We start from the raw sequence: 23,776 nt of genomic DNA on the forward strand, positions 1-23,776 counted from the left end.
AAGTTCTCTCCTCATGGCGGGAGAGCGGATTGCGGGCCTGACCCGGTCCACTCCCTCCGCCGATGCTAATCGGTTCAGGTTCGACGGGTCGGGCAGCGCAACCTGCCCCTCTCAGCCCAAAGCACGAAGGCTCTGCTGGCTCCCCGGGGATGGAGCTTCTTTAGGCGGTTCGGCGCGCCGTGTCCATTGCAGTCGAATCCCGCTCGAATGCGATTGCGACTCATTTGCAAAATAGGTTGACGCCAGCACCGCTCTGCTGCAATTGCGAATCATTCGCAGTAAACAATGGATGGGCGGAACTCATGAAGGATCACAAGCAGGCGTTCACGCCTGAGCCACCGTGCCGACAGGCAGGCAGGGGAGGTGCGCGATCGACAATCCGCGCGGCGCGACCGGCCTGCGCATCGCTGGCGATGGCCTTTGCCCTGCTCGCACCGCAAGCGCAGGCCACCGAGGGGAGCGAAACAGCCGAGGAAGCGTCGCAGGACCGCACGATCACAGTGACCGCCACGCGCATTCCCGTGACCGAAATCGAGGCTCCGGCCACGGTCACCGTGATCGATGCCGAAGAGATCGCCGACATGCACGCGACCGACATCAAGGATCTGGTGCGTTACGAGCCAGGCGTCACCGTCCGCCGCGCCCCGGCCCGTTTCGGAGCCGCGCTGGGCGCCACGGGCCGCGCGCGGAACGAGGATATCGCGATCCGTGGCATCGGCGGCAATCGGGTCCTGATCCAGGTCGATGGAATCCGCAGCCCCCAGGGTTTCGGCTTCGGCGCGCAGGATGCCGGGCGCGGCGGCTATTCCGACATTTCGCTGATCAAATCGGTCGAGATCCTGCGCGGCCCGGCATCCGCGCTCTACGGTAGCGACGGGTTGGCCGGGGCGGTCAGCTTTACCACCCGTGATCCGGCGGACCTGATTGCCGATGGCGAGAGCTTTGGCGGTTTCGCGACCGCGCAATATCAGACGGCCGACGAAGAGTTCGCCGAAACGCTGGCCCTCGCGGCCACCAGCGGCGCGCTATCGGGCATGATCGCCTATAGTCGGCGGGATTTCCGGGAACTCGACAATAAGGGCACGGTGGGCGGCATCGGCGAAACCCGCACGCTGCCCAATCCGCAGGATGGCCAGTCCAACGCCCTGCTCGGCAAGCTGGTCTGGGCCGATGGTGGCCACCGCCTGCGCCTGACCGGCGAATATTACGAAAGCAAGCTAACCAGCGACGTGCTGACGGGCCAGGGCCCGGCCTTCCTGTTCGGCCCCACGCCGAGCTGGATCGTCGACGCGCTTACAGCACGTGACACTGCCGAGCGCATCCGCACCTCCATCGACTGGACCTGGGAAGGCGAAGGCACGCTCGAATATGCGCATCTGGCGCTGTATTATCAGGATGGCGAAGACGTGCAGTTCACCGACGAGGACCGTTCCCCCGTCGGCCCCCGCCCCCGCCCCGATCGCGAGCGCCTGAACACGTTCGAGAACGAGGTGTACGGCGCGGTGGCCGAAGCACGCTCCAGCTTTGCCACCGGGTCGGCCGATCACGTGCTGGCCTTTGGCGGGGACATATCCTGGACGCGGCAGGAAGGGCTGCGCGACGGGGTGGAGCCTTCCTTCGGTGAGAGGTTCCCCACCCGGCCCTTTCCCGCCACCGATTTCATGCTGGGTGGGATCTTCCTGGCAGACGAAATCGCCCTGTTCGATGGGCGAGTAACGCTGTTCCCGGCGCTGCGCTTCGATTTCTACGAACTCGATCCGACCGACGACCCGCTGTTGCCGGCGTTCACAGGCAAGGGCCAGAGCGACAGTCGGCTGTCTCCCAAGATCGGCCTGACGGTCGACCTGTCGGACAGCGTGCTGTTCTTCGCCAATTTCGGCACCGGTTTCCGCGCGCCGACACCCAGCCAAGTGAACAATTTCTTCGAGAACCTGGCCTTCGGCTATACCTCGCTGCCCAATCCCGACCTCGGGCCGGAACGCAGCGAGAGCTACGAGGCGGGACTGCGCTATATCGGCGACAAGGTGACGCTGTCGGCCAGCGCCTTCCGCGCGGATTACGACGACTTCATCAGCCAGGAGGTGGTCGGCGGCTCGTTCACGCCCACAGATCCGGCGCAATACCAGTTCGTCAATATCGACAGTGCACGGATCGAAGGAATCGAGGCCCGTGCATCGTTCGACCTCGACAGCGGCATTTTCGGACGGCTCGCCGCGGCTTATGCCGAAGGCGACAGGCGTACGCCCGGAGCGGCAGGGCAGCCGCTGGGCACGATCGATCCCTTCAGCCTGGTGGTCGGCGCGGGATATCGCGATCCCGCAGGCCGGTTCGGCACCGAACTGTCGGCGATCTACAATGCCCGCAAGTCACTGGAAGATACCGCCGGTGTGTGCAGCACCGAATGCTTCCGGCCCGATTCCTTCGTCGTGCTCGACCTGTTCGCCTGGTTCGCCGTAACCGACCGGATCAAGCTACGCGGCGGCATCTTCAACCTGACCGATGAAACCTATGCCTACTGGTCCGACGTGCGCGGGCTGTCGGCCGCCAGCACGGTGACCGAGGCATATACCCGGCCCGGACGCAGTTTCAGCGTGTCGGCCAGCTTTACGTTCTGATGGAGGACAGCATCATGAATATCCGCAGATACACTTCCGCCGCGCTGATCGGCACGGCCCTTTTCACCCTGGTGCTGCCGGTCGGCCCGGCACTGGCGGACGCCCCGGTGAAGGAGCGCGGCGAAACTGCCGAAGCCGCCGCCTTCGAGCAGGATCGCGCAAATATCCTGGCGATGGCAGGCGACTACAAAGTTCGTTTCGACATGCAGGAAGCGACGCCCTGGCGTAAAGGCTACGAGCCGCTGGAGCGCAAGATTTCGGGCGGCCATGAATCGGTACGCGTGATCGAGGATACCGGCACGCGGATCGTGCTGCAGCACCTGCTGGTGGTGGGAACGGGGGAGGATGCCTTCGTCATCAAGCACTGGCGGCAGGACTGGGAGTACGAGCCCGAACGCATGCTGACCTATCACGGCCCCAACCGCTGGGTATGGTCCGATGTACCGGAACCGATGCGCAGGGGACGCTGGTCGCAAACCGTGTTCCAGGTCGATGACAGCCCGCGCTATGCCGGATGGGGCCAGTGGGAAACCACCAATGGCATCCGCCGCTGGCGCAGCAACTGGACGCAGCGCCCGCTTGCCCGCAGGGACGCCGTGCGCGATCCGGTCTATGACCTCTATACGGCGATCAACCGCCACCAGCTGACCCCGGATGGCTGGATCCACTGGCAGGACAACACCAAAATGGATCTGGTCGAGGGCAAGAGCCAGCCGGTGGTGCAGGAATATGTTCTCAACACCTATGCCCGTTTCGATGGCTACGACACGGCGGCAGCGGACAGATACTGGGCGGCCACCAGCGATTATTGGGCGGCCGTGCGGGCGCAATGGGCTCGGATTGCCGACGCCAAAGGCGGGATCGCGATCGAGGAAGAGGCGCAGACGGGCACGGTCATCAGCGCAGAACTGCTGCAAATGGGCGATGCGATCCTGGCGGGAGAGCTCGACCAGGCCGAGGCAATCGCCCGGGCGCGAGATCTGATTACATCGCACACGTCGCCGACCTGAGCGATCGACGAGTGGGGGGCGGGTGCATCGAGATCGCACCCTTCCCCACACAATCACCCGCCTCCACCCACGAATATCCCGCGTCCGCCTGCCCGGCTCCGAGGCATCACCGCAAATGCGACGCATTCCCAATTTCGACTGTAGAAAGGTCAGCAACTCAATGAGACAGCCGTACAAGGCAGTGCAAGGCAACCGCGTTCAAGGGATGGCGGGGCTCGCCACCGGCGCACAGCATAATGTGCCACGCCATCGCCCTGCGTCACTGCGGGGATCGTCCATGCGCCACGGTCTATCGGGCGCTGCGCTGGCATTGGCATCCCTCGTCGCCATCAGCGTCCCGGCCCATGCCGATGACACGGCGGATAGCGCGGAAGACGCGCCCCGCATCGTCGTCTGGGGCGAACGCGTCGAGGATGCGCCGCGCAGCGCGACCAAGCTCCCTCTGGAAGTGGTCGATACGCCGCAATCGGTTTCCGTGCTGGGCGAGGATCTGATCGAGGATTTCGGTTTCGACGAGATCAACGATGCGCTGGCCGTGGTCCCCGGCATCCAGGTCGAGCAGGTGGAAACCGACCGCACCTATTATACCGCACGCGGCTTCGATCTTAACTGGCTGATGGTCGACGGGCTGGCCACGCCCAATGTCTATGGCCCGACCGGCGGTTCGCTCGATACGGTGTTCTACAGCCGCATCGAGGTGGTGCGCGGCGCCAATGCGCTGCTGTCGGGGATCGGCAATCCGGCGGGCACGATCAATTTCGTGCGCCGCAGGCCGTCGGGCGAAACCGGCGGCACGGCGGCGATGAGCTTTGGTTCGTGGAACACCGCCCGCGCCGAGGCCGATCTCGACCTGGCCCTTACCGAGGGCGGCACGTGGGGCCTGCGCGCGACGGGGGCAGTCACCAGCGGCGATTCCCACCTGCGCGACTATGGCTCCACCCGCTATGCCGGTCAGGTGATCCTGGCAGGCGAAATTACGCCCGACCTATCGCTTGCGCTCGGCTATTCGTACCAGCGCAACAATGCCGAAAACGTCCTGTGGGGCGCGCTGCCGCTGCTCTATACCGATGGCACGCCGACCGATTTTCCGGTAGAAACCTCGACCACGCAGGACTGGACCTTCTGGAACACGACCAATAGCCGCGCCTTTGCCGAGCTGGCCTGGGACCTGGCCCGCGACTGGACGCTGCGCACGGTCCTGACTCGGCAGGAGATCGGCAGCCTGTCGGAGATCTTCTATGTCTATGGCACGCCCGACCCCGATAGCGGGCTGGGCCTGTTCGGCTTCCCCGGCGCATACGATTTCGACACCAAGGGATGGATTTCCGACACGGAACTGAGCGGCACTTTCGCGGCCTTTGGGCGCGAGCACGATGTGAGTGTAGGCATCCAGTACAGCGACACGGATTTCGACTATCTCGGCCGCTCGGTGCCCACCAGCGATCCCGCCTGGGGTGCCTTGCCCGCCCTGCCCGACTGGACCGGACGCGAAGTCGGACGCCCCGCCTACGATGCCCCGGCGGTACAGGCCGATTTCGATTACCGGATGTGGCGCGCCTATGCCGCGACCCGGCTGGCGCTGAGCGATCGCCTGAGCCTGATCGCAGGGGCGAACTACATCGACGTCCAATCGGAAGGTTTCAGCTTCGGCGCCGATTTCGGGCGCAGCGAAAAGGCGCTCAGCCCCTTTGCCGGTCTGACCTTCGAGGCGATCGACGGGGTCAAGCTCTATGCCAGCTATTCGGATATCTTCCTGCCTCAGAGCGAAACCGGCACCGACCTCAGGCCGTTGGGCGCGGCCAAGGGGGAGAGCATGGAAGCGGGCCTCAAGGCGCAAACCGCCGATGGCGCGCTGCTCGGCACGCTGGCGGTGTTTCGCGCGGAGCAATCGAACATCGCCGAATCCGCGGGCTTCGATCCGGCATCGGGGCTGACGCTCTACACCGGGATCGAAGTGGTCAGCAAAGGCGTGGAGGCCGAGATAACCGGCCGTATCGCCGAAGGACTGCTGGTCCAGGCGGGCATCACGCATCTCTCGCTCGAAGACGGCCAGGGCAATGAGGTGCGCACCTATGTCCCGCGGACCACGGCGGACATCGCCCTGCGCTGGCAGCCGACCGAGCGCCTTTCCCTCGGCGCGGTCCTCGGCTGGCAGGACGATGTCTATCTCGACACGGCTGTCGGGCGGATCGAACAGGGCGCCTATGCCACGGTACAGTTGCAGGCCGGCTTCCAACTGACGGACACGCTCGAACTGCAAGCCAATGTCGCCAATGCGACCGACAAGAAGCATCTGGCGAGCCTCTATTGGGAGCAGGCCTATTACGCGGCACCGCGCAACTACACTCTGACCCTGCGGGGTACCTTCTGATGGCGGGTGACACCATGCTTTGGTTTGGCTGCGCGCTCGCCATCGGCGGTATTGCCGCCTTGCGACTGTCGTGGAGCCGCGCCGGGCGATCGGCTGGGCTCAATGCGCTGGGCTGGGCCGGACTGGCCGGGGGCAGCCTGCTGGCCGGACTTGCCGATGGGGCGTGGGGCATTGCCGTGGTCGCGCTTTTCGCCATGGGAACGGCCGCGCTGTTCCTCGCCCGGGCCGCGCTGGAACAGCCACGCTCGCTCCGGCGCTCCGATGTCTCATTCAGGGCGGTGAGCACGGCCGGGCGGGGGAACTGGCGACGCGGGACGGTGACTTTCCTGCTGGCCGGGCCGGCCGCTTTGGCGCTGGCGGTGGCCGCCGCGCTGGCGGCGCGCAGCCTGGCGATCCGCTGGCCGGTCGCGGAAGCGGATGCCAATGTCATGGTCCTCGCGCTGGTCCCGCTGATCTGGCCGCTACTGGCCTTCGCCGTCCTGATGGTCTGCGACAGGCGCCGACAGATCGCAATGCTGGTCGCCGGCCTCGCGGCCGCATCGCTGCCTCTGCTCGCCATGGGAGGCCAGCCGTGAAAGCCCTGTTTACCAAGGACACCGTGCGCCGGGGCGTCGCGGCGCATTCGGCCATCGGTCTGATATGCTGTGCGCTGCTCTATCTCATCTGCGTCACCGGAACGGCGATCGTGCTGTACGAGGAATGGCAGAGGTTCGAGCAGCCGGACGCACCCGAAATGCAGGCCGTTACACCGTCGGCGATCGATACCGCGATCGCCAATGTCGCCGCCTCCGAAACGGGCCGCGAACCGACCACCCATCTCTTCGTCCACATGCCCACCGACGCGCTGCCCCGCACCACCATCACCACCGATACCCAGGCGGTGCATGTCGACGGCAAGGGCGCGATCGCGGTGCCGGAGGAAAATGCCTGGGCCGAATTCCTGCTCGCGCTGCATTACCGGCTCAACCTCCCCGCCGTCTGGGGTATGACGCTGGTCGGCCTGTTCGGCGCGATGATCGTCGCGCTCGCGGTTTCCGGCATCGTCGCGCATCCGCGCATCTTTCGCGACGCATTCCGGCTGCGCGCGCGGCGCCGGGACGATGTCGCCACGCTGGACTGGCACAACCGGCTGGCGGTGTGGACGCTGCCCTTCGCCCTGGCGATGGCGCTGACCGGGGCGATGATCGGGCTGTTCTACATCTCGGGCTCCAGCCTTGCCCAGACCGCTTATGGCGGCGATGGCGATGCCGCGCTCGCGCCCGTGTTCGGGGCCGAACCCGAAGCCGACGACACCCCCGCCCCGCTGCCCCGGGTCGCGCCTGTCCTGCGCTATATGGCGCGTGAATATCCGGCGGTGCGGGTATCCTATCTCATCCTCCACGATCCCGGCACGCGCGGCCAACATATCCAGGTGGTCGGCGAGCATGACCGGCGGCTGATTTTCGGCGAATATTACGCCTTCGCAGCCGATGGCACGTTTCGCGGAACGACCGGCCTTGCCGACGGCACCTTGGGCCAGCAATTCGCCGCGTCGATCTACAATCTGCATTTCGGCAATTACGGCGGCCTTCCGGTCAAGATCGCCTATATCCTTTTCGGCATCGCGCTGAGCGCGGTGGTCGCGACGGGGACCTTCATCTGGCTCGACAAACAGGCGCGCAAGGGCCGCCCGCGCCCCGTTATCCGCGCCGGATGGTGGGGGGTGACGATCGGCATGCCCGTGGCGATCGGCGTGACCCTGATCGCGCGCCTGATCTGGGGAAACGGCGCGCCTTTCGTCGCTATATTCTGGATCGCGACACTCGCCATCACAGCCGCCGCAATGCATCGGTCCCGGCGGGCCGGTGCACGCGGAACGGCTTCTGCGACCCCGGGATTTGCCCCCTAGCGCGGCTTCGCTATAGCGGCCCTCACCATCTTCACGGAAGAGGACCGTATCACATGAGACTTCGTGCGCCGCTGACTGCAGCAGCCCTGTTCGCCACCGCCTCGATCGCCGCACAGGCACAAGCCAGGCCGATGACCCCCGAGGATGTCGCCAAGCTCGAAAGCGTCGGCACCATCGCCGTCTCGCCTGACGGCAGCCGTGTCGCCTATACGACCGCGCGGCTTCCCGACGTCACCGATGGCGAGGAAAACGGAACCACGACGCAGCAACTGTCGGTCGCCTACGGCCCCGGCAATGCGCGCGAGTTCCTGCCCGCCGACATGGATGTAAGCAGCGTCCGGTTCTCGCCTGACGGCCGGATGATCAGCTTCCTGTGGGCCGATGGCAAGGACGAGAAAACCGCCGTATGGGGCATCCCCGTGGACGGCGGCGCTCAGCGCAAGCTGGCGCATGTCGAAGGCGCGTCGGTGCGCTCCTATGCCTGGTCGCCCGATGGCGGCCACATGCACCTGCTGGTCGCGGCAGAAGAGGACAAGGATCGCAAGAAGCAGAACAAGGCAGGCTTCAATTCGGTCGTTTACGAGGAGGAACAGAAGCTCAACCGCCTGTTCCGTGCGCGTATCGGCGGCGAACCCGATGCCGAACCGCAGCAGGTCGAGGTGCCGGGCTACGTCACCTCGTTCCAGATCGCCGACAATGCGCGCATCGGCGTGATCGAGACCGCGCCGACCACGCTGATCGACGACGAATACGTCAACAAGAAGGTCAACATCCTCGACATGGCCTCGGGGGATGTGCGGATGGTCATCGAGACGCCGGGCAAGATCGACGATGTCGAAATCTCGCCCGACGCCAGCCATCTGGCGCTGATCGCAGCGGTCGACATGAACGATCCGGCGGCGACCACGATCCATTTCGTCGATGTCGCGACCGGCACAGTGACACCGCACAATGCGGGCGCGCCCGAGGCCGTGGTCGATGTCGAGTATATGGACGATGGGCGTCTGATCGCGGCAGTCCATGTCGGCGCGCAGAGCGTGCTGCGCATCCACAATGCCGACGGTTCGCTTGCACGCGAAATCGATCCCGGCGCGCTGATCATCAGCAATGTAGAGACCGAAGGTTCGGTGATCGCGGTGGAGGCGAGCGCGCCCCGGCACCCGACCGAGCTGTTTCGCCTCGACGGCGACAGCTTCACCCGCTGGACCAGCCACAACCCCTGGCTGAGCGAGATCGATTTCGGCGAGCAGCGCACCTTCCGCTACACCGCGCGCGACGGGCAGGAAGTCGAAGGCGTATTGATCGAGCCGGTCGGCGGCGCCCCGGCAGGAGGCGCCCCGCTGATCCTCAACGTCCACGGCGGCCCGGAAGCGCATGACAGCAATGGCTGGCAGACCGCCTATTCCAAACCCGGCCATGTCGCGGCGGGTCAGGGTTATGCGGTCTTCCTGCCCAACTATCGCGGCTCGACCGGTTACGGCACGGCGTTCTCCAAACAGCACACCGGCAATTACACCGATCCCGAGTTCACCGATCTCGTCGATGCCAAGCGTGCGCTGGTCGCCGAAGGGATCGCCGATGCCGATCGTGTCGGCGTGACCGGCGGCTCCTATGGCGGCTATGCCACCGCATGGTCATCGACCCGCTGGAGCGAGGAATTCGCGGCAGGCGTGATGTTCGTGGGCATTTCGAACCAGGTCAGCAAGTTCGGCACGGGCGACATTCCGTACGAGATGTACAACGTCCACAGCGGCAAGTGGCCGTGGGACGACTGGATGGCGATGCTCGAAGTGTCGCCGATCTTCCATGTCGACAAAGCCAACACCCCGCTGCTGATCATGCATGGCGAGGAAGACACGCGTGTCGACCCGGGCCAGAGCCTGGAGCTTTATCGGGCGATGAAGATCCGCAAGCCCGACGTGCCGGTACGACTGGTCTTCTATCCAGGCGAAGGCCACGGCAATCGCAAGGCCGCCGCGCGCTACGATTACAATCTGCGCATGATGCGCTGGTTCGACACCTATCTGAAGACGGGTGATCGCGACGCTGCGCTGCCGCCCGAACGTCCCGCGCTTCCCGCCGGGACGACGGGGACCAAGAGCGAGGACTGATCGCTCACCCGCTTACGAAAAGGGGCCGCGCGACGCCGTGTCGCGCGGCCCCTTTTCTTTGCGGGAAGCCTATTTGCCGCCAGCCGCGATCCAGGCGTCGATCTTCGCTTCGAGGACGGCAAGCGGGATGTTGCCACTGTTCAGCACCTCGTCGTGGAAGCGGCGGATGTCGAATTCCTCGCCCAGCGTCGTTTCGGCCCGTGCGCGCAGTTCCTTGATCTTCAATTCACCGATCTTGTAGCCCAATGCCTGGCCCGGCATGGCAATGTAACGCGCGACCTCGTTCTCCGAATAATCGCGCGGATTGCCGTTCTCGACCATGTATTCCACCGCCTGTTCGCGGGTCCAGCCGAGCGCGTGCATCCCGGTATCGACCACCAGCCGCACCGCACGCTTCAATTCGCCATCCTCGAGCGCCTGCAATCGGTCGACCGGATCGTCATAGAGGCCAAGCTCGTAGCCCAGGCTTTCGGCATAGAGCGCCCAGCCCTCGCCAAAGGCGGTATACCAGCCGTGGCGCAGCAGGTCCGGCAGGCTCTCATCCTCGATCGCAAACATGATCTGGAAGTGATGTCCGGGATTGCCCTCGTGAATATAGAGCCGGACCGAAGGGCTGAGTTCGCGCTCGGCCGCGTTCCAACCGCTGAAATAGAAAGTCCCCGGGCGCGAACCATCGGCCTCGCCAGGGCGATAGGATGCGGCGAGGAAGAACTGTTCGCGATAGGGTTCGTAGGGTTTGATCTCGAGCGGGGTTTCGGGCTGGCGCAGGAAGAGCGGGGCAATCACTGCATCGACCTTCTCGCCCACCTCGTACCACGCCTCGGTCAGCGCCTCCTTGCTCTTGTAGACTGGCGGACGGCGATCGCCGCGCTCCTCGATCGCCTGTTGCCGGGCCACGTTGATGCGGGCAACTTCGGACAGGCCGAGCCGGTGCACCTCTTCCGCCGTCAGCTCCAGCGTCGTCATTTCGGCGATGCGATAGGCGTAATAGGCATCGCCGCCGGGCGTCTCGGTCGCGCCGATGCTGGTGCGTGCGGCGGGCAGGTAAATATCGTTCAAATACGTCCGCAACCGCCGCATCGCCGGGTACAGCGTGCCCTCGATAGCCGGGGTCAGCGCCGCTGTCGCCTGCCCCTTCTGCGCCTCGGTAAAGTCCTCGGGCAGCGCACGCAGCGGCGCGTAATAGGCATTGTCTTCCTCGGGCGTCGAGAGCTGGGTGTCGAGCTGCTCGATCATCAGCTCGACCGTCAGGCGCGGCAGCGTGATCCCCTGTTCGATCCCGGTATCGAAACGCGCGATCACGTTTTCGACCATGCGGGAATAGGCCGCATGGCGCGCGATATTGTTGGCATAGTCCTCGGGTGTATCGAACGGCATGATGCCATCGGGTGCGGAGAAGCCGGGATAGTCGCCCTGAATGCCGCGGAAATGGTCGAGCGGGAGGGCGAGGATCGTCTTGAGCACGTGCGGTTCGGTGCCCGCGAGAACGCGTTCCTTCGAATAGCGAAACGTATCGTAGGCGGTCTGCTCACTTGCCGTAAGCGCAGCGCGGTCGATCGTGCCCAGCACGGCGATGTCGCACATGGCGGCCGCCCGCTCGGTCTCGTGGGATGCGGGCGAGAAATCGCCGAGGCTGCCTGCATCGGAGAAGTCGCCGCGATAGAAGGCAGCGATCGGGTTGCGATCGAGATAGGCCGCCTCGCTCTTGGCCATCAGCGTGCGCAAGCGCTCGCTTTCGGCCTGTGCGCTTTCGACCGGATCGCAGGCATGGGCAACCGGCGCTGCGAGAGCAGTGGTCGATATCGCCAGCGCAGTGGCAAGGCGCAGAACGGTGCGGTTCATCATGATCCTCTCTTACTGTCCGCCGCCCGCAATCCAGGCATCGATCTTGGCTTCGAGCACGGGCAGCGGAATATCGCCGGTATTGAGTATCTGTTCGTGGAATTTGCGGACGTCGAAGGCATCACCGAACGCGGCCTCGGCCCGGGCGCGCAGTTGCTTGATCTTCAGTTCGCCCGTTTTGTAGGCGAGCGCCTGTGCCGGCATCACGATGTAACGCGCGGTCTCACTTTCCGCGAAATCGCGCGCGGCGCCGTTGGCCATCATAAAGTCGATGGCTTTTTCGCGGCTCCAGCCGAGCGCATGCATGCCGGTATCGACCACCAGCCGTACCGCGCGCAGCATCTCGCCACCCTCCAGCGCCTTCAGCCGCTCGACCGGATCGTCATACAGACCGAGTTCGTAGCCCAGGCTTTCGGCATAGAGACCCCAGCCTTCGCTGAAGGCGGTAAACCCACCATAACGCATAAATTCCGGCAGGTCCTCGTTCTCGATCGCGAACATCGACTGGAAGTGATGCCCCGGATTGCCTTCATGCATATAGAGCGAGATCGAGGTGCCGAGCTGTCTTTCGGCCACGTTGTAGCCGCTGAAATAGAACGTGCCGGGGCGTGACCCATCGGCCTTGCCGGGCATGTAGCTTGCTGCGAGAGAGAACTTCTCGCGATAGGGCTCGTAGGGTTCGATCCTGAGTTCGGTCTCGGGCTTGCGCAGGAAAACCTCGTCCATCAGCGGGTCGACCTGCCCGGCAACCTCGTACCAAGCGGCCTGCAAATCGGCCTTGGTTGTATAGGTCTTGCCCGTCCGACCGCCGGCCTCCGCCCTGGCCGCATCGATGGCCGCATTGATCCGGGCGACTTCGGCCAGGCCGATTTCGTGGATCTGCCGCGCGGTCAGCGGCAGCGTGGTATTTTCCTCGATCCGGTAGGCGTAATAGGCGTCGCCGCCGGGATTGTCGGTCGCCGCGATGCTGATGCGCGATTGTTCCAGATATTCATTCGCGAGATAATCGCGCAGCTTGGCGAGCGCAGGGATCAGTGTGCCCGTCAACGTTTCACGATGCCTGTCGATCAACTCCTCGTGCGCGCTTTGCGGGACCGTATCGGGAAAATTCGCCACCGGCGCCCAATAGGGACTCTGCTCGACCGGCGTATCGATTTGCAGACCGAGCTGTTCGATCATCAACTCCACCGACATGCGCGGCAGGGTAATGCCTGCAGATGCCCCAGCGCGGAAACGGGCGATGGCATCGTCGATCACCTGCGCCATGGCGCGGTGGCGGCTGAAATTGTTCTCGTAATCCTCGACCGTATCGAAGGGCATCAGCGCCCCGGGTGCGGAAAGGCGCGGATAATAAACATGCAGCCCGCGAAAGTGATCTATCGGCAGGGCGAGCACAGTCGGCAGCACATCGGGCGCGGTCATCGCCAGCGTGCGCTGCTGCGTATATGCAAACACGTCGTAGGCAATGCGATCTGTTTCGCCCAGCGCCGAGCGGTCGATAGTGGCGAGTTCGGCGAGATTGGCTTCCGCAGCCGCACGGTCCGCCGCATAACCCGCAGGCGAAAAATCGCCGAGTTTGTCGGCATCGGAGAAATCGCCACGGAAAAAAGCGCTGACCGGATTGCGGTCGAGCATGGCGGCTTCGCTGCGCGCGAACAAATCGTGAAGTTTGGCGGCTTCACGCTCGCTGGCGGACATCCTGCTGTGATGCGCGGAGTGATCCTGCGCGACGGCAGGTGTCGAAGCCGTGGCGCAAGCGATAGCGATCGCCGAAGCGATGCGAGTGTAAGTGCGGGTCATGCAAGATTCTCCCCTGAGATCGTGCGGGCCAGGCTAGCCGGTCATACCGGCACCGCAAAGCCTGTTCGACAAACGGGTTCCGCCGATCCGCAGGAAACGTCCAGCCATGCGCAAGCCCTTCGCGGGTACCCCACAACTACACCCGCGAGGACTCATGCGGTGGCCAAGGAGATAGTCGCGACCAGCGGCCTAACCGCCGAGGATGGCGGGCAGGTCCAGCCCCTTTTCCCGCGCGCAGTCGAGCGCTTCCTCGTAACCCGCATCGGCATGGCGCATGACGCCGGTCGCCGGATCGTTCCACAGCACCCGTTCGAGACGCCGGGCGGCGTCCTCGGTCCCGTCGGCGACGATGACCATCCCGGCGTGCTGCGAAAAGCCCATGCCGACCCCGCCGCCATGGTGCAGGCTGACCCAGGTCGCGCCGCTGGCCGTGTTGAGCAAGGCATTGAGCAGCGGCCAGTCGCTGACCGCATCCGAGCCGTCCTTCATCGCCTCGGTCTCGCGGTTGGGGCTGGCAACCGAACCGGAATCGAGATGATCGCGGCCGATCACCACGGGTGCTTTCAGTTCGCCATTCGCGACCATTTCGTTGAACGCCATGCCCAAGCGGTGACGGTCGCCCAGCCCGACCCAGCAAATGCGTGCGGGCAGGCCCTGAAAGGCAATCCGTTCGCGCGCCATGTCGAGCCAGTGATGCAGGTGGTGGTCGTCGGGCAGCAGTTCCTTCACCTTGGCGTCGGTCTTGTAGATATCTTCCGGATCGCCCGAGAGCGCGGCCCATCGGAATGGCCCAACGCCGCGGCAGAATAGCGGGCGGATATAGGCCGGCACGAAACCGGGGAAGGCGAAGGCGTTTTCCAGCCCCTCCTCCAGCGCGACCTGACGGATGTTGTTACCATAATCGAGCGTGGGCACGCCTGCGTCCCAGAACGCCAGCATGGCCTCGACCTGCTTGCGCATCGAGGCGCGCGCGGCTTTTTCGACCGCTTTAGGATCGCTTTCGCGCTTGGCCCGCCATTCGCCCATGGTCCAGCCTTCGGGAAGGTAGCCATTCACCGGATCGTGCGCGCTGGTCTGGTCGGTAACGATGTCAGGATGCACGCCGCGCTTCACCAGTTCGGGGAAGATTTCGGCGGCATTGCCGAGCAGGCCAACCGATTTCGCCTCGCCTGCGGCGGTCCAGCGCTCGATCATCGCCAGCGCCTCGTCCACACTGTCGGCCTTCTCGTCAAGATACCGCGTGCGCAGGCGAAAATCGATGCTTTCGGGATTGCATTCGACCGCCAGGCAGCATGCTCCCGCCATCACCGCGGCGAGGGGTTGCGCACCGCCCATGCCGCCCAGGCCGCCGGTGAGGATCCACTTGCCCGTGAGATCGCCGTCATAATGTCTGCGACCCGCCTCGACGAAGGTTTCATACGTGCCCTGCACGATGCCCTGCGTGCCGATGTAGATCCAGCTACCGGCCGTCATCTGGCCGTACATCATCAAGCCCTTCCTATCGAGTTCGCTGAAATGGTCCCAATTGGCCCAGTGCGGCACGATGTTGGAATTGGCGATAAGCACGCGCGGCGCATCGGCATGCGTGCGAAACACGCCGACCGGCTTGCCCGACTGGACCAGTAACGTTTCGTCGTCGGAAAGGGTCTTGAGGCTGGACAGGATCAGTTCGAAATCCTGCCAGCTACGGGCCGCCTGGCCGATCCCGCCATAGACAACCAGCTCATCGGGATTTTCCGCCACCTGGCGGTCGAGATTGTTCTGGATCATGCGGAACGGCGCCTCGGCCTGCCAGCTGCGGCAGGTGAGTTCAGGCCCGGTGGGCGCCTTGATATCTCGGGCATTACGGCGGTCGATGGTCATGTAAGATCTCCGAAAGTGCTTTCGATGCCGTCGAATATCTCGGCGAGCGTGTCGCGCAGGTCGGCGGCCTTGTCTGGACTGAAAGTGAAGGGCGTTTCTTCCGATTGAAGGTAGGTCGATTGCGCGATTTCCATCTGAATCGCGTGGATGTTCTTGCCGGGATGGCCGTAATGTCGCGTGGTCCAGCCGCCACGAAAGCGGCCATTTACGACATAGCTGTAAGGGCCATTGGCGCAGGCGATGGCGGCAGCGCGCTCGATTGCCTGCCCGCAGGTCGCACCGCCATTGGTGCCGATATTGAGATCGGGCAGCGTGCCCTGGAACAGGAAAGGCAGACGCGACCGGATCGAGTGGCAATCATAGAGCACGGCAAAACCATGCGCCGCACGCACGCGGTCGAGTTCCGCGCGCAGCGCGGCGTGATAAGGCGCGTGGAAGGCCTCGCGGCGCCGGGCAATCTCATTCTCATCCGGCTCTTCGTGCCACAGCGGCCGGTTCTCGAAATCGACCAGCGGCACCAGGCCGGTGGTGTTCTGCCCGGGATAGAGACTCGCCCCGTCGGGCGGGCGGTTGGCGTCGATAACATAGCGATTGAATTCGGCGCGCACGACCGTCGCTTCCGGGACGAGGCCGTCATAGAGCTGGGGGATATGCCAGTCGGTATCGGCGAGCATCGCCCCACGTTCGGTCAGCTTCGCGCAGATGTCCGCAGGCACGAAAGTCCCTGAATGCGGCTGCGCCAGCACGATTGGCGAGGTACCGCGGACGACGGTGACGGGGCTCATGGATCGAAACCCGCGATTGTTTCGGCGGCAATGCCCTCGGCCAGAACCGCGGAGCCGAGCAGGTCCGCCATGGCCGCGATGTCGGGTTCCATCAGCCGGTCTCCGGTCAATGCGGGCGAGGCCGAGCGGATACGCTTCATCGCTGCTTTCAGGCTCGCGCTGGTCTCCAGCGGGGCCCGGCATTCGACGCCCTGCGCGGCCGTCATCGCCTCGATACCGAGGATGGCGGCGAGGTTGGCGTTCATTTCGAACAGCCGCCGCGCGCCATGGCAGGCCATGGACACATGATCCTCCTGATTGGCCGAGGTCGGGGTGGAATCGACCACGCGCGGATTGGCAAGCGCCTTGTTCTCGCTCATCAGAGCGGCGCTGGTGACTTCGGCGATCATAAGGCCCGATTGCAGACCCGGCGACGGCGCGAGAAATGCAGGAAGGCCGAAGCTCAGCGCCGGATCGACCAATAGCGCGATGCGACGCTGGGCGATGGCGCCGATCTCGGACACGGCAATGGCAATCCCATCCGCCGCCATGCCGACCGGTTCGGCATGGAAATTGCCGCCAGAGACGATGCTTCCATCGGACAGCACCAGCGGGTTGTCGGTCGCGGCATTGGCCTCGATCCGCAGGACATTGCCCGCATGGGCGAGCTGGTCGAGGCAGGCACCGATCACCTGCGGCGCACAGCGCAGACAATAGGGATCCTGCACCCGCAAATCGTCCTCGCGGTGGCTCTCGCGGATCTGCGAGCCTTCGAGCAGGGCACGAATAGCCTCCGCCGCGGCGATCTGCCCGCGATGACCGCGCAGCGTGTGGATTTCCTCTCGGAACGGCGCTGTCGAACCCATCGCGGCATCGAGCGACAGCGCGGTCGTCACGAGAGAATTGATTGCCAGCCGCCAGCTATCGAACAGCGCGGCAAGAGCCAGCCCGGTCGAAACCTGCGTGCCGTTGAGCAGGGCAAGGCCTTCCTTGGCTTCGAGCACCAGCGGTTCGAGCCCGGCGCGCTGGAGCGCGCTGCCTGCCGCCATGCGCTCGCCGCGATAGAAGGCATCGCCCTCGCCGATCAGCGTCGCCGCGACATGGGCAAGCGGTGCGAGATCGCCCGAGGCGCCGACGGATCCCTTCTCGGGCACTACGGGAGTAACGCCCGCCTCCACCAGCTGTTGGAGGCGCTCCACCACCACCGGGCGAACGCCCGATGCCCCGCGCCCGAGCGAAAGGCACTTGAGGGCGATTATGAAGCGCACGATCTCGGGGGAGAGCGGTTCGCCGAAACCGGCGCTATGCGAGAGGACGAGATTGCGCTGGAGCGTCCCGAGATCGGTTGCCCCGATGCGCACGCTGGCCAGCTTGCCGAAGCCGGTATTGACCCCGTAGATCGCCTCTCCCGAGCCGACCGCCGCGCCCAGCCGATCGGCCGATTGCGCCACCGCCGCCATGGCGGCATCATCGATCCGGAAGGAACCGGAGGAGCGATAAAGTGCTTCCAGCTCGGCTAGGCCGAGCGATCCGGGCGACAGCAAGTCATGCATGGTGATGGGTTCCTGCAACAATGCGACCGCGCAGCAAGCGTCCGCCGATCCAATAGCTGAGATAGTCCGGGTGGGGCGCATCCCACACCGCAAGGTCGGCACGCTTGCCTGCTTCGATCGTGCCGTAATCGGCCTCCAGTCCAAGCGCCTTGGCCCCGTTCCGCGTCGCACCAGCCAGCGCTTCTTCCGCCGTCATGCCAAACAGCGTGCAGCCCATGTTCATGGCCAGTCGAAGCGAAGAGAGCGGTGAGCTGCCCGGGTTGCAATCGGTAGCCAGCGCCATTGCCACGCCCTGTTCACGCAGCGCATCCATCGGCGGCAGACGCGTTTCGCGCAGGGCGTAGAATGCGCCGGGGAGAAGCACCGCCACCACACCCTTTTCCGCCAGCTTCGCGGCGTCCCCGGGTGCCAGCCATTCCAGGTGATCGGCTGACAAGGCATCATATTCGGCGGCCAGAACCGCACCCTTGAGGTCGCTCAACTGCTCGGCATGCAGTTTGACACGGATGCCAAGATTGCGCGCAGTTTCGAATACCCGGCGGATCTGTTCGGGGGAAAAGCCGATCCCTTCGCAGAACCCGTCGACAGCATCGACCAGGCCCTCGGCAGCGGCGGCCTCGAGGCCCGGGATGACAACCTCGTCGATATAACGGTCTGCCTCGCCCTCGAATTCGGGCGGCAGCGCATGGGCGGCAAGCCAGCTTGTCACGATACGAACGGGCCGTTCGGTTTCGATCGCCCGTGCAACGCGAAGCATACGCATCTCGTGTTCGATGGTAAGCCCGTATCCGGACTTGACCTCGATCACCGCGACACCGTCTGCAATCAAATCGTCCACCCGGCGCAGGGCGCTGGCGAGCAGCTCTTCCCCGGCGGACTCGCGGGTGGCAGCGACCGTCGAGCGAATGCCGCCCCCTGCCTTCGCGATCTCCTCATAGCTCGCGCCTTCCAGGCGCAGCGCAAATTCGCGGCTGCGATCGCCGCCGAAAACGAGATGAGTGTGGCAATCCACCAGCGCCGGAGTGACGAGCTTACCGCCAAGATCGACCTGCTCCCAACCATCATGCCCCCGGGGAAGGACGCCACGCGGCCCGATCCAGGCAATCCGCCCTTCATCGACCGCGATCGCCGCATCGTCGATCAGCCCGTAGCCGACTTCATCCGCGACCATCGTCGCGGCCCTGCAATTGATGAACACCCGACCCGTCATATACTTGCGTTACTCCTCGCTGTGTGATTATGTATACACATAATATTGGAAAGGCACAACGGCCAATGGGAAGCATAATTTCCGCACGACAGGTCCTCACACCCTCGGGCTGGCTCGCCGATCACGCAATCCATGTGGACGAAGCAGGGGTCATCGCCGAAGTCTCGCCTCGCGGCTTCAACGCAGCCGCGGCGGTCGGCACTGCACTGCCCGGTATGGCCAATGTCCACACCCACAGCTTCCAGCGCGCGATGGCCGGACTGGCCGAAGCCCGCGGCCCCGCCGGAGCAGACGATTTCTGGACGTGGCGGCAGGTCATGTATCGCTTCCTCGACATCCTTGCGCCCGATCATATCGAGGCGATCGCCGCACTGGTGCAGCTCGAAATGGCGGAAGCAGGCTACACCGCTTCGGCAGAGTTTCATTACCTCCATCACCAGGTGGGCGGCGGACATTTCGACAATCTGGCCGAGACTTCGCAGCGCATCTTCGCCGCGAGTAAGAGCAGCGGGATCGGCCTGACTCATCTTCCCGTGCTCTATACCCATGGCGGGCTCGACGGACGCCCGCTTAAGGACGGTCAGTTGCGCTTCGGCAGTTCGGCTGCGGCGTTCGAGGCGCTTTACACGCGGATTTCGGGATGCGCCCGCGATATGCCAGCCGACTTCCGGCTCGGCGTGGCCCCGCATTCGCTTCGTGCGGTGGACCGCGAGGGACTCGAGATGTGCCTGGCGCTGTGCCCAGACGGCCCTTTTCATATCCACGCCGCCGAACAGGTAAAGGAAGTCGAAGAGGTTGAGGCCCATCTCGGCGCGCGCCCGGTGCGCTGGCTGCTCGACAACCTGCCCGTCGACAAGCGCTGGTGCCTCATCCATGCAACACATCTCAATGCCAGTGAAACATCCGATCTCGCGGCATCCGATGCAGTGGCGGGCCTGTGTCCGACCACCGAGGCGAATCTCGGCGACGGTATCTTCCCCGCGCAAGCTTATCTCACCGCGAAGGGGCGCATCGGAATTGGTTCCGATTCGAACATCCGGATCTCGGTCGCAGAAGAGTTGCGCATGCTTGAACTCTCGCAGCGTCTGGCCCATCGCCAACGCGCCGTGCTGACCGACGATATCACCCGATCCAATGGTCGCTATCTCTATGAACGCGCCGCACACGGCGGCGCGCAAGCGATCGGACGCAATGCGGGATCGATCGAGACAGGCAAGCTCGCCGATGTCGTGGCACTGCGCGACGATCTGCCCTTCCTCGACTGGCCCGAGGCGGACCAGCGGCTCGATGCGTGGATCTTCGGAGTTGAGGCGCGCGCGGTCAGCGATGTTTGGGCGGCGGGTCGGCATATCGTTCAAGACGGCGAACATCGTCGCGCTCCCGAAATCCGATCCCGTTTTGCCCGCACGATCCGCGAGCTTGGCGCAGCCCTGTGAATCCGAACACCCATCGCGGCATTCGCGACGCGATCCGCACGCGCATCGTCGCAGGCGAATGGAAGCTGGGCGAACTGATCCCGGGCGAGGCCGATTTCGCGCAGGAATACGGCTGTTCGCGCACAACGGTGAATCGCGCGCTGCAGGCATTGGCCGAAGAAGGCCTGGTAGAGCGCAAGCGCAAGGGTGGCACGCGCGTGCGCCCGCTGCCGCTACCGCAGGCGAGCTTGCGCATCCAACTGCTGCGCGAGCAGGTCGAAGAGGCCGGTAGCACCTATCGCTGCGAGATCATCGAGCGAAAGCTGGCATCGCCACCACCGGCGGTGGCGGAACGTCTGAAGGCTGGGGGCGATGTGCGTTCCGTCTATCTCGAGACGCTGCATCTGGCCGATGAAGCCCCGTTCGCGTTCGAGACCCGCTGGATCAATCTCGCCACGGTTCCGCAGTTCGAACATGCCGAACTCGGTACGCTAAGCGCCAATGAATGGCTGGTGCGAACCGTGCCTTTCACACGCGGCGAGGTGGCATTGTTGGCGACCAATGCCGATCGGCACACGGCCGAAATGCTCGGCACGATCGATGGCAAGGCACTGCTTACCATGGAGCGGACCACCTGGCTCGACGATCGTCCGGTGACCACGATGACACTTTGCTATGCGCCAAACCACCGGATCGCATTCACGATCTAGGAGGCTTCGACGGCCTGCGTCACGGGGCCAGCCACAGCCTGATAATCCAAGCGACAGCTCCCAGCACTGCGACGCTTGCCAGCCAGATCGCCGCCATCCAGGCCAGGCGCCGCCACAGGGGCGGTTCGCGTTCCGGCAGCAAGGCCATCAATGATACCCCTCGTCGGCGACCTTGCCGCGAAAGACCCAATAGGCCCAGGCCGTATAGGCAATGATGAGCGGCAAGGTGATGGCCACCCCGATCAGCATGAAGACCTGGCTCCGCTCGGGTGCGGCGGCATCCCAGATGGTCACGCCGGGCGGCACCACATAGGGCCACATCGTCACGCCCAGCCCGGCCATTCCGAAGAAAAACAGCGCGATGGAAAGCCAGAACGGCTTACTGTTCCGGGCCTTGCGGATGGCCTGGATCATCGACAGCGCAATGATGGCGGTCAGGATCGGGACGGGCGCGGCAAAGTAGATTTCCGGCGCCGTCAGCCAGCGTTCGGCATATTCGGCGTTGAGGAACACGTTATAGAGGCTGACCGCCCCCATCAGCACGATGGTTGCAAGAGCCGAACGCAAAGCAAGCTTGCGGGCGTGTGCCTGGCCCGGTCCGTCGAGCTTCCAAATCAGCCAGGTGCTGCCGAGCAATGCATAGCCGGCGACGACGCCGAGACCGCACAGCAATGTGTAGGGTGTCAGCCAGTCGAACCAGCTTCCGGCATAGGCGCGGTCGATCACTTCTATACCCTGCAGCAATGCGCCCAGAGTCATGCCCTGAGCCATGGCTGCCACCAGCGAACCGCCGGTGAAGGCGGCATCCCACAAACGCCTGTGCCCCGGATCGCGCCAGCGATATTCGAAGGCCACGCCGCGGAAGACCAGCCCCAGCAGCATTGCGATGATCAGCGGGTAGGTCGCGGGCAGAATCACGGCATAGGCAAGCGGGAAGGCCGCGAACAGCCCGCCTCCGCCAAGCACGAGCCAGGTTTCGTTGCCGTCCCATACGGGCGCGATCGAATTCATCGCTCGGTCGCGTTCGCGGCCCACATCGAAGGTCGGGAAGAGAATGCCGATGCCCAGGTCGAACCCGTCCATCACCACATAGGCGAAGACGGCAAAGGCGATGATAAAGGCCCAGATGACGGTGAGGTCCATTATCCCTCCTCCTTCTCGGTCGGCAGCGGTTCATCATGGCCCGGGTTCTGGGTGGGGCCGGGTGTGATACCGGCAGTGCGGATCGGCCCCGTATCGCCGCGCTTCGCCCCCAGTTCGCCGACATGCGGTGCATGGCTCATCAAGCGCAGGATATACCAAATGCCGATGCCGAAGACGGCGAAATAGACGACAATGAATGCCAGCAGGGAAACCGCTACGGCGGGCGCGTCGAGCGGGCTTGCCGCGTCGGCGGTCCTTAGCAATCCGTAAATGACGTAAGGTTGACGTCCGACTTCGGTGGTTATCCAGCCCGCCAGCACGGCGATGAAGCCCGACGGCCCCATGACGACCGCCGCCTTGTGCAGCAACGGCCAATCGTAAAGGTTCTTTCGCCATCGTGCGTAGAGGCTCCACAGACCGATTCCGAGCATGGCAAAACCGAGGCCGACCATTATACGGAACGACCAGAAGACCATCCCTACGGGCGGTTCTTCGTCGTCGGGTACGGTATCGAGCCCGGCCAGCGGCGCATCGGCATCGTGCTTGAGAATGAGCGAAGAAGCCTTGGGGATTTCGATCGCGTAATCGACCCGCTTTTCCGCGCTATTCGGTATCCCGAACAGGATCAGCGGCGCACCATCGGGGTGGCTGTCGAAATGCCCCTCCATCGCCATTACCTTCTGCGGCTGGTGTTCCAGCGTGTTGAGACCATGCAGATCGCCCGCGAAGATTTGGAGCGGCGTGACGATCGCGGCCATCCACATCGCCATCGAGAACATCTTGCGCGCATGGAGGTTGGTCCGGTCCTTGAGCAGGTGCCACGCCCCCACCCCACCCACCACGAAGGCAGTGGTCAGATAAGCGGCCATGACCGTATGGACCAGGCGATAGGGAAAGCTCGGATTGAACACGATGTCCCACCAGCTTTCGCCCGGGAGAATCTGCCCGTTGGCAGCCATTTCGAAGCCTGTGGGCGTCTGCATCCAGCTATTCACCGACAGGATCCAAAAGGCGGATACGAAGGTGCCCAAGGCCACCATGCAGGTCGCGAAGAAATGCAGCTTCTTGCCGACCTTGTTCATGCCGAACAGCATCACCCCCAGGAACCCCGCTTCGAGGAAAAAGGCGGTCAGCACTTCATAGGCCATCAGCGGCCCGATCACCGGCCCGGCAACGTCCGAGAATACGGCCCAGTTGGTGCCGAACTGATAGCTCATGACGATGCCGGACACGACGCCCATCGCGAATACGATGGCGAAGATCTTCACCCAGTATTTGAACAGGTCCAGATAAAGCTGCCTGCCGGTCTTGAGCCACAGCCCCTCGAGAACCATCAGAAAGCTCGCAAGCCCGATCGTGAAGGCCGGAAAGAAGAAGTGGAAGCTCACCGTGAAGGCGAACTGTATGCGTGCGAGCAAGAGGGCGTCGAACTGTTCGAACATGGGCCTACCTTGTCAGTCTGTGCATGGGTCTAGGGCGCG

The 23,776-nt window shown here is 64.2% G+C and carries 17 protein-coding genes and 1 riboswitch; of the genes, 8 read left to right on the forward strand and 9 right to left on the reverse strand.

Going from position 1 to position 23,776, the window contains the following annotated elements:
* Positions 1-33: 33 nt before the first annotated feature.
* A riboswitch (TPP riboswitch) is annotated at positions 34-156 on the reverse strand.
* 146 nt (positions 157-302) lie between these two features.
* From L5849_RS12685 to L5849_RS12710, 6 genes are all read left to right on the forward strand, one after another.
* Positions 303-2,615, forward strand: a complete 2,313-nt coding sequence (locus L5849_RS12685) for a TonB-dependent hemoglobin/transferrin/lactoferrin family receptor (protein ID WP_236925876.1) — start codon at positions 303-305, stop codon at positions 2,613-2,615.
* Between the two features lie 14 nt (positions 2,616-2,629).
* Positions 2,630-3,625, forward strand: coding sequence for a DUF6607 family protein (locus L5849_RS12690; protein WP_236925877.1), 996 nt, complete (start codon positions 2,630-2,632; stop codon positions 3,623-3,625).
* A 277-nt stretch (positions 3,626-3,902) separates the two neighbouring features.
* A complete protein-coding gene (locus tag L5849_RS12695; protein ID WP_236925878.1) occupies positions 3,903-5,996 on the forward strand; it encodes a TonB-dependent siderophore receptor in 2,094 nt (697 codons plus the stop codon).
* Between the two features lie 14 nt (positions 5,997-6,010).
* Positions 6,011-6,571, forward strand: coding sequence for a hypothetical protein (locus L5849_RS12700; protein WP_236925879.1), 561 nt, complete (start codon positions 6,011-6,013; stop codon positions 6,569-6,571).
* Positions 6,568-7,884, forward strand: coding sequence for a PepSY-associated TM helix domain-containing protein (locus L5849_RS12705; RefSeq protein WP_236925880.1), 1,317 nt, complete (start codon positions 6,568-6,570; stop codon positions 7,882-7,884). Before L5849_RS12700 ends, L5849_RS12705 begins: the two co-directional genes overlap by 4 nt.
* Positions 7,885-7,937: 53 nt before the next feature.
* Complete coding sequence (locus L5849_RS12710; RefSeq protein ID WP_236925881.1) at positions 7,938-9,995, forward strand: S9 family peptidase; 2,058 nt, start codon at positions 7,938-7,940, stop codon at positions 9,993-9,995.
* Positions 9,996-10,064: 69 nt separating this feature from the next.
* Here L5849_RS12710 and L5849_RS12715 read toward each other — a convergent pair whose 3' ends face one another.
* The 6 genes from L5849_RS12715 to hutI all read right to left on the reverse strand — a co-directional run bounded on the left by L5849_RS12715 (position 10,065) and on the right by hutI (position 19,027).
* Complete coding sequence (locus L5849_RS12715) at positions 10,065-11,837, reverse strand: DUF885 family protein (protein ID WP_236925882.1); 1,773 nt, start codon at positions 11,835-11,837, stop codon at positions 10,065-10,067.
* A gap of 12 nt (positions 11,838-11,849) precedes the next feature.
* Complete coding sequence (locus L5849_RS12720) at positions 11,850-13,637, reverse strand: DUF885 family protein (protein WP_236925883.1); 1,788 nt, start codon at positions 13,635-13,637, stop codon at positions 11,850-11,852.
* Between the two features lie 189 nt (positions 13,638-13,826).
* The gene (gene hutU / locus L5849_RS12725) at positions 13,827-15,500 is read right to left on the reverse strand and encodes a urocanate hydratase (protein ID WP_115415193.1); all 1,674 of its coding nucleotides are present in this window, start codon (positions 15,498-15,500) and stop codon (positions 13,827-13,829) included.
* Entirely contained in the window at positions 15,497-16,285 is a 789-nt protein-coding gene (gene hutG / locus L5849_RS12730) for an N-formylglutamate deformylase (protein ID WP_236925885.1), read from the reverse strand. Before hutG ends, hutU begins: the two co-directional genes overlap by 4 nt.
* Positions 16,282-17,817 carry a histidine ammonia-lyase gene (gene hutH, locus L5849_RS12735; protein WP_236925886.1) on the reverse strand — a complete coding sequence of 512 codons (1,536 nt, stop codon included), beginning with the start codon at positions 17,815-17,817 and terminating at the stop codon, positions 16,282-16,284. Before hutH ends, hutG begins: the two co-directional genes overlap by 4 nt.
* Complete coding sequence (hutI, locus tag L5849_RS12740) at positions 17,810-19,027, reverse strand: imidazolonepropionase (RefSeq protein WP_236925887.1); 1,218 nt, start codon at positions 19,025-19,027, stop codon at positions 17,810-17,812. The genes hutH and hutI overlap by 8 nt, the downstream gene beginning before the upstream one ends.
* A 65-nt stretch (positions 19,028-19,092) precedes the next feature.
* Here hutI and L5849_RS12745 point away from each other — a divergent pair, with 65 nt between their 5' ends.
* Both L5849_RS12745 and L5849_RS12750 read left to right on the forward strand, forming a co-directional pair.
* Entirely contained in the window at positions 19,093-20,463 is a 1,371-nt protein-coding gene (locus L5849_RS12745; RefSeq protein WP_236925889.1) for a formimidoylglutamate deiminase, read from the forward strand.
* Positions 20,460-21,152, forward strand: a complete 693-nt coding sequence (locus tag L5849_RS12750) for a UTRA domain-containing protein (RefSeq protein WP_236925890.1) — start codon at positions 20,460-20,462, stop codon at positions 21,150-21,152. The genes L5849_RS12745 and L5849_RS12750 overlap by 4 nt, the downstream gene beginning before the upstream one ends.
* Before the next feature lie 19 nt (positions 21,153-21,171).
* Here L5849_RS12750 and L5849_RS12755 read toward each other — a convergent pair whose 3' ends face one another.
* From L5849_RS12755 to L5849_RS12765, 3 genes are read right to left on the reverse strand one after another with little or no spacing between them, the layout of a single operon-like run.
* A complete protein-coding gene (locus L5849_RS12755) occupies positions 21,172-21,300 on the reverse strand; it encodes a DUF2474 domain-containing protein (RefSeq protein WP_236925892.1) in 129 nt (42 codons plus the stop codon).
* Positions 21,300-22,295, reverse strand: a complete 996-nt coding sequence (gene cydB, locus L5849_RS12760; protein ID WP_236925894.1) for a cytochrome d ubiquinol oxidase subunit II — start codon at positions 22,293-22,295, stop codon at positions 21,300-21,302. Before cydB ends, L5849_RS12755 begins: the two co-directional genes overlap by 1 nt.
* Positions 22,295-23,737 carry a cytochrome ubiquinol oxidase subunit I gene (locus L5849_RS12765; protein WP_236925895.1) on the reverse strand — a complete coding sequence of 481 codons (1,443 nt, stop codon included), beginning with the start codon at positions 23,735-23,737 and terminating at the stop codon, positions 22,295-22,297. Before L5849_RS12765 ends, cydB begins: the two co-directional genes overlap by 1 nt.
* Positions 23,738-23,776: the final 39 nt, after the last annotated feature.

Source organism: Erythrobacter sp. SN021, from assembly GCF_021864455.1.

Coding starts and splice junctions, on each gene's coding strand:
- hutU (WP_115415193.1), bottom strand. CDS start 15,500: ATGACCATCGACCGCCGTAATGCCCGAGATATCAAGGCGCCCACCGGG.
- L5849_RS12745 (WP_236925889.1), top strand. CDS start 19,093: ATGGGAAGCATAATTTCCGCACGACAGGTCCTCACACCCTCGGGCTGG.
- L5849_RS12695 (WP_236925878.1), top strand. CDS start 3,903: ATGCGCCACGGTCTATCGGGCGCTGCGCTGGCATTGGCATCCCTCGTC.
- hutH (WP_236925886.1), bottom strand. CDS start 17,817: ATGCATGACTTGCTGTCGCCCGGATCGCTCGGCCTAGCCGAGCTGGAA.
- L5849_RS12685 (WP_236925876.1), top strand. CDS start 303: ATGAAGGATCACAAGCAGGCGTTCACGCCTGAGCCACCGTGCCGACAG.
- cydB (WP_236925894.1), bottom strand. CDS start 22,295: ATGGACCTCACCGTCATCTGGGCCTTTATCATCGCCTTTGCCGTCTTC.
- L5849_RS12715 (WP_236925882.1), bottom strand. CDS start 11,837: ATGAACCGCACCGTTCTGCGCCTTGCCACTGCGCTGGCGATATCGACC.
- hutG (WP_236925885.1), bottom strand. CDS start 16,285: ATGAGCCCCGTCACCGTCGTCCGCGGTACCTCGCCAATCGTGCTGGCG.
- hutI (WP_236925887.1), bottom strand. CDS start 19,027: ATGACGGGTCGGGTGTTCATCAATTGCAGGGCCGCGACGATGGTCGCG.
- L5849_RS12755 (WP_236925892.1), bottom strand. CDS start 21,300: ATGGCCTTGCTGCCGGAACGCGAACCGCCCCTGTGGCGGCGCCTGGCC.
- L5849_RS12765 (WP_236925895.1), bottom strand. CDS start 23,737: ATGTTCGAACAGTTCGACGCCCTCTTGCTCGCACGCATACAGTTCGCC.
- L5849_RS12690 (WP_236925877.1), top strand. CDS start 2,630: ATGAATATCCGCAGATACACTTCCGCCGCGCTGATCGGCACGGCCCTT.
- L5849_RS12700 (WP_236925879.1), top strand. CDS start 6,011: ATGCTTTGGTTTGGCTGCGCGCTCGCCATCGGCGGTATTGCCGCCTTG.
- L5849_RS12720 (WP_236925883.1), bottom strand. CDS start 13,637: ATGACCCGCACTTACACTCGCATCGCTTCGGCGATCGCTATCGCTTGC.
- L5849_RS12710 (WP_236925881.1), top strand. CDS start 7,938: ATGAGACTTCGTGCGCCGCTGACTGCAGCAGCCCTGTTCGCCACCGCC.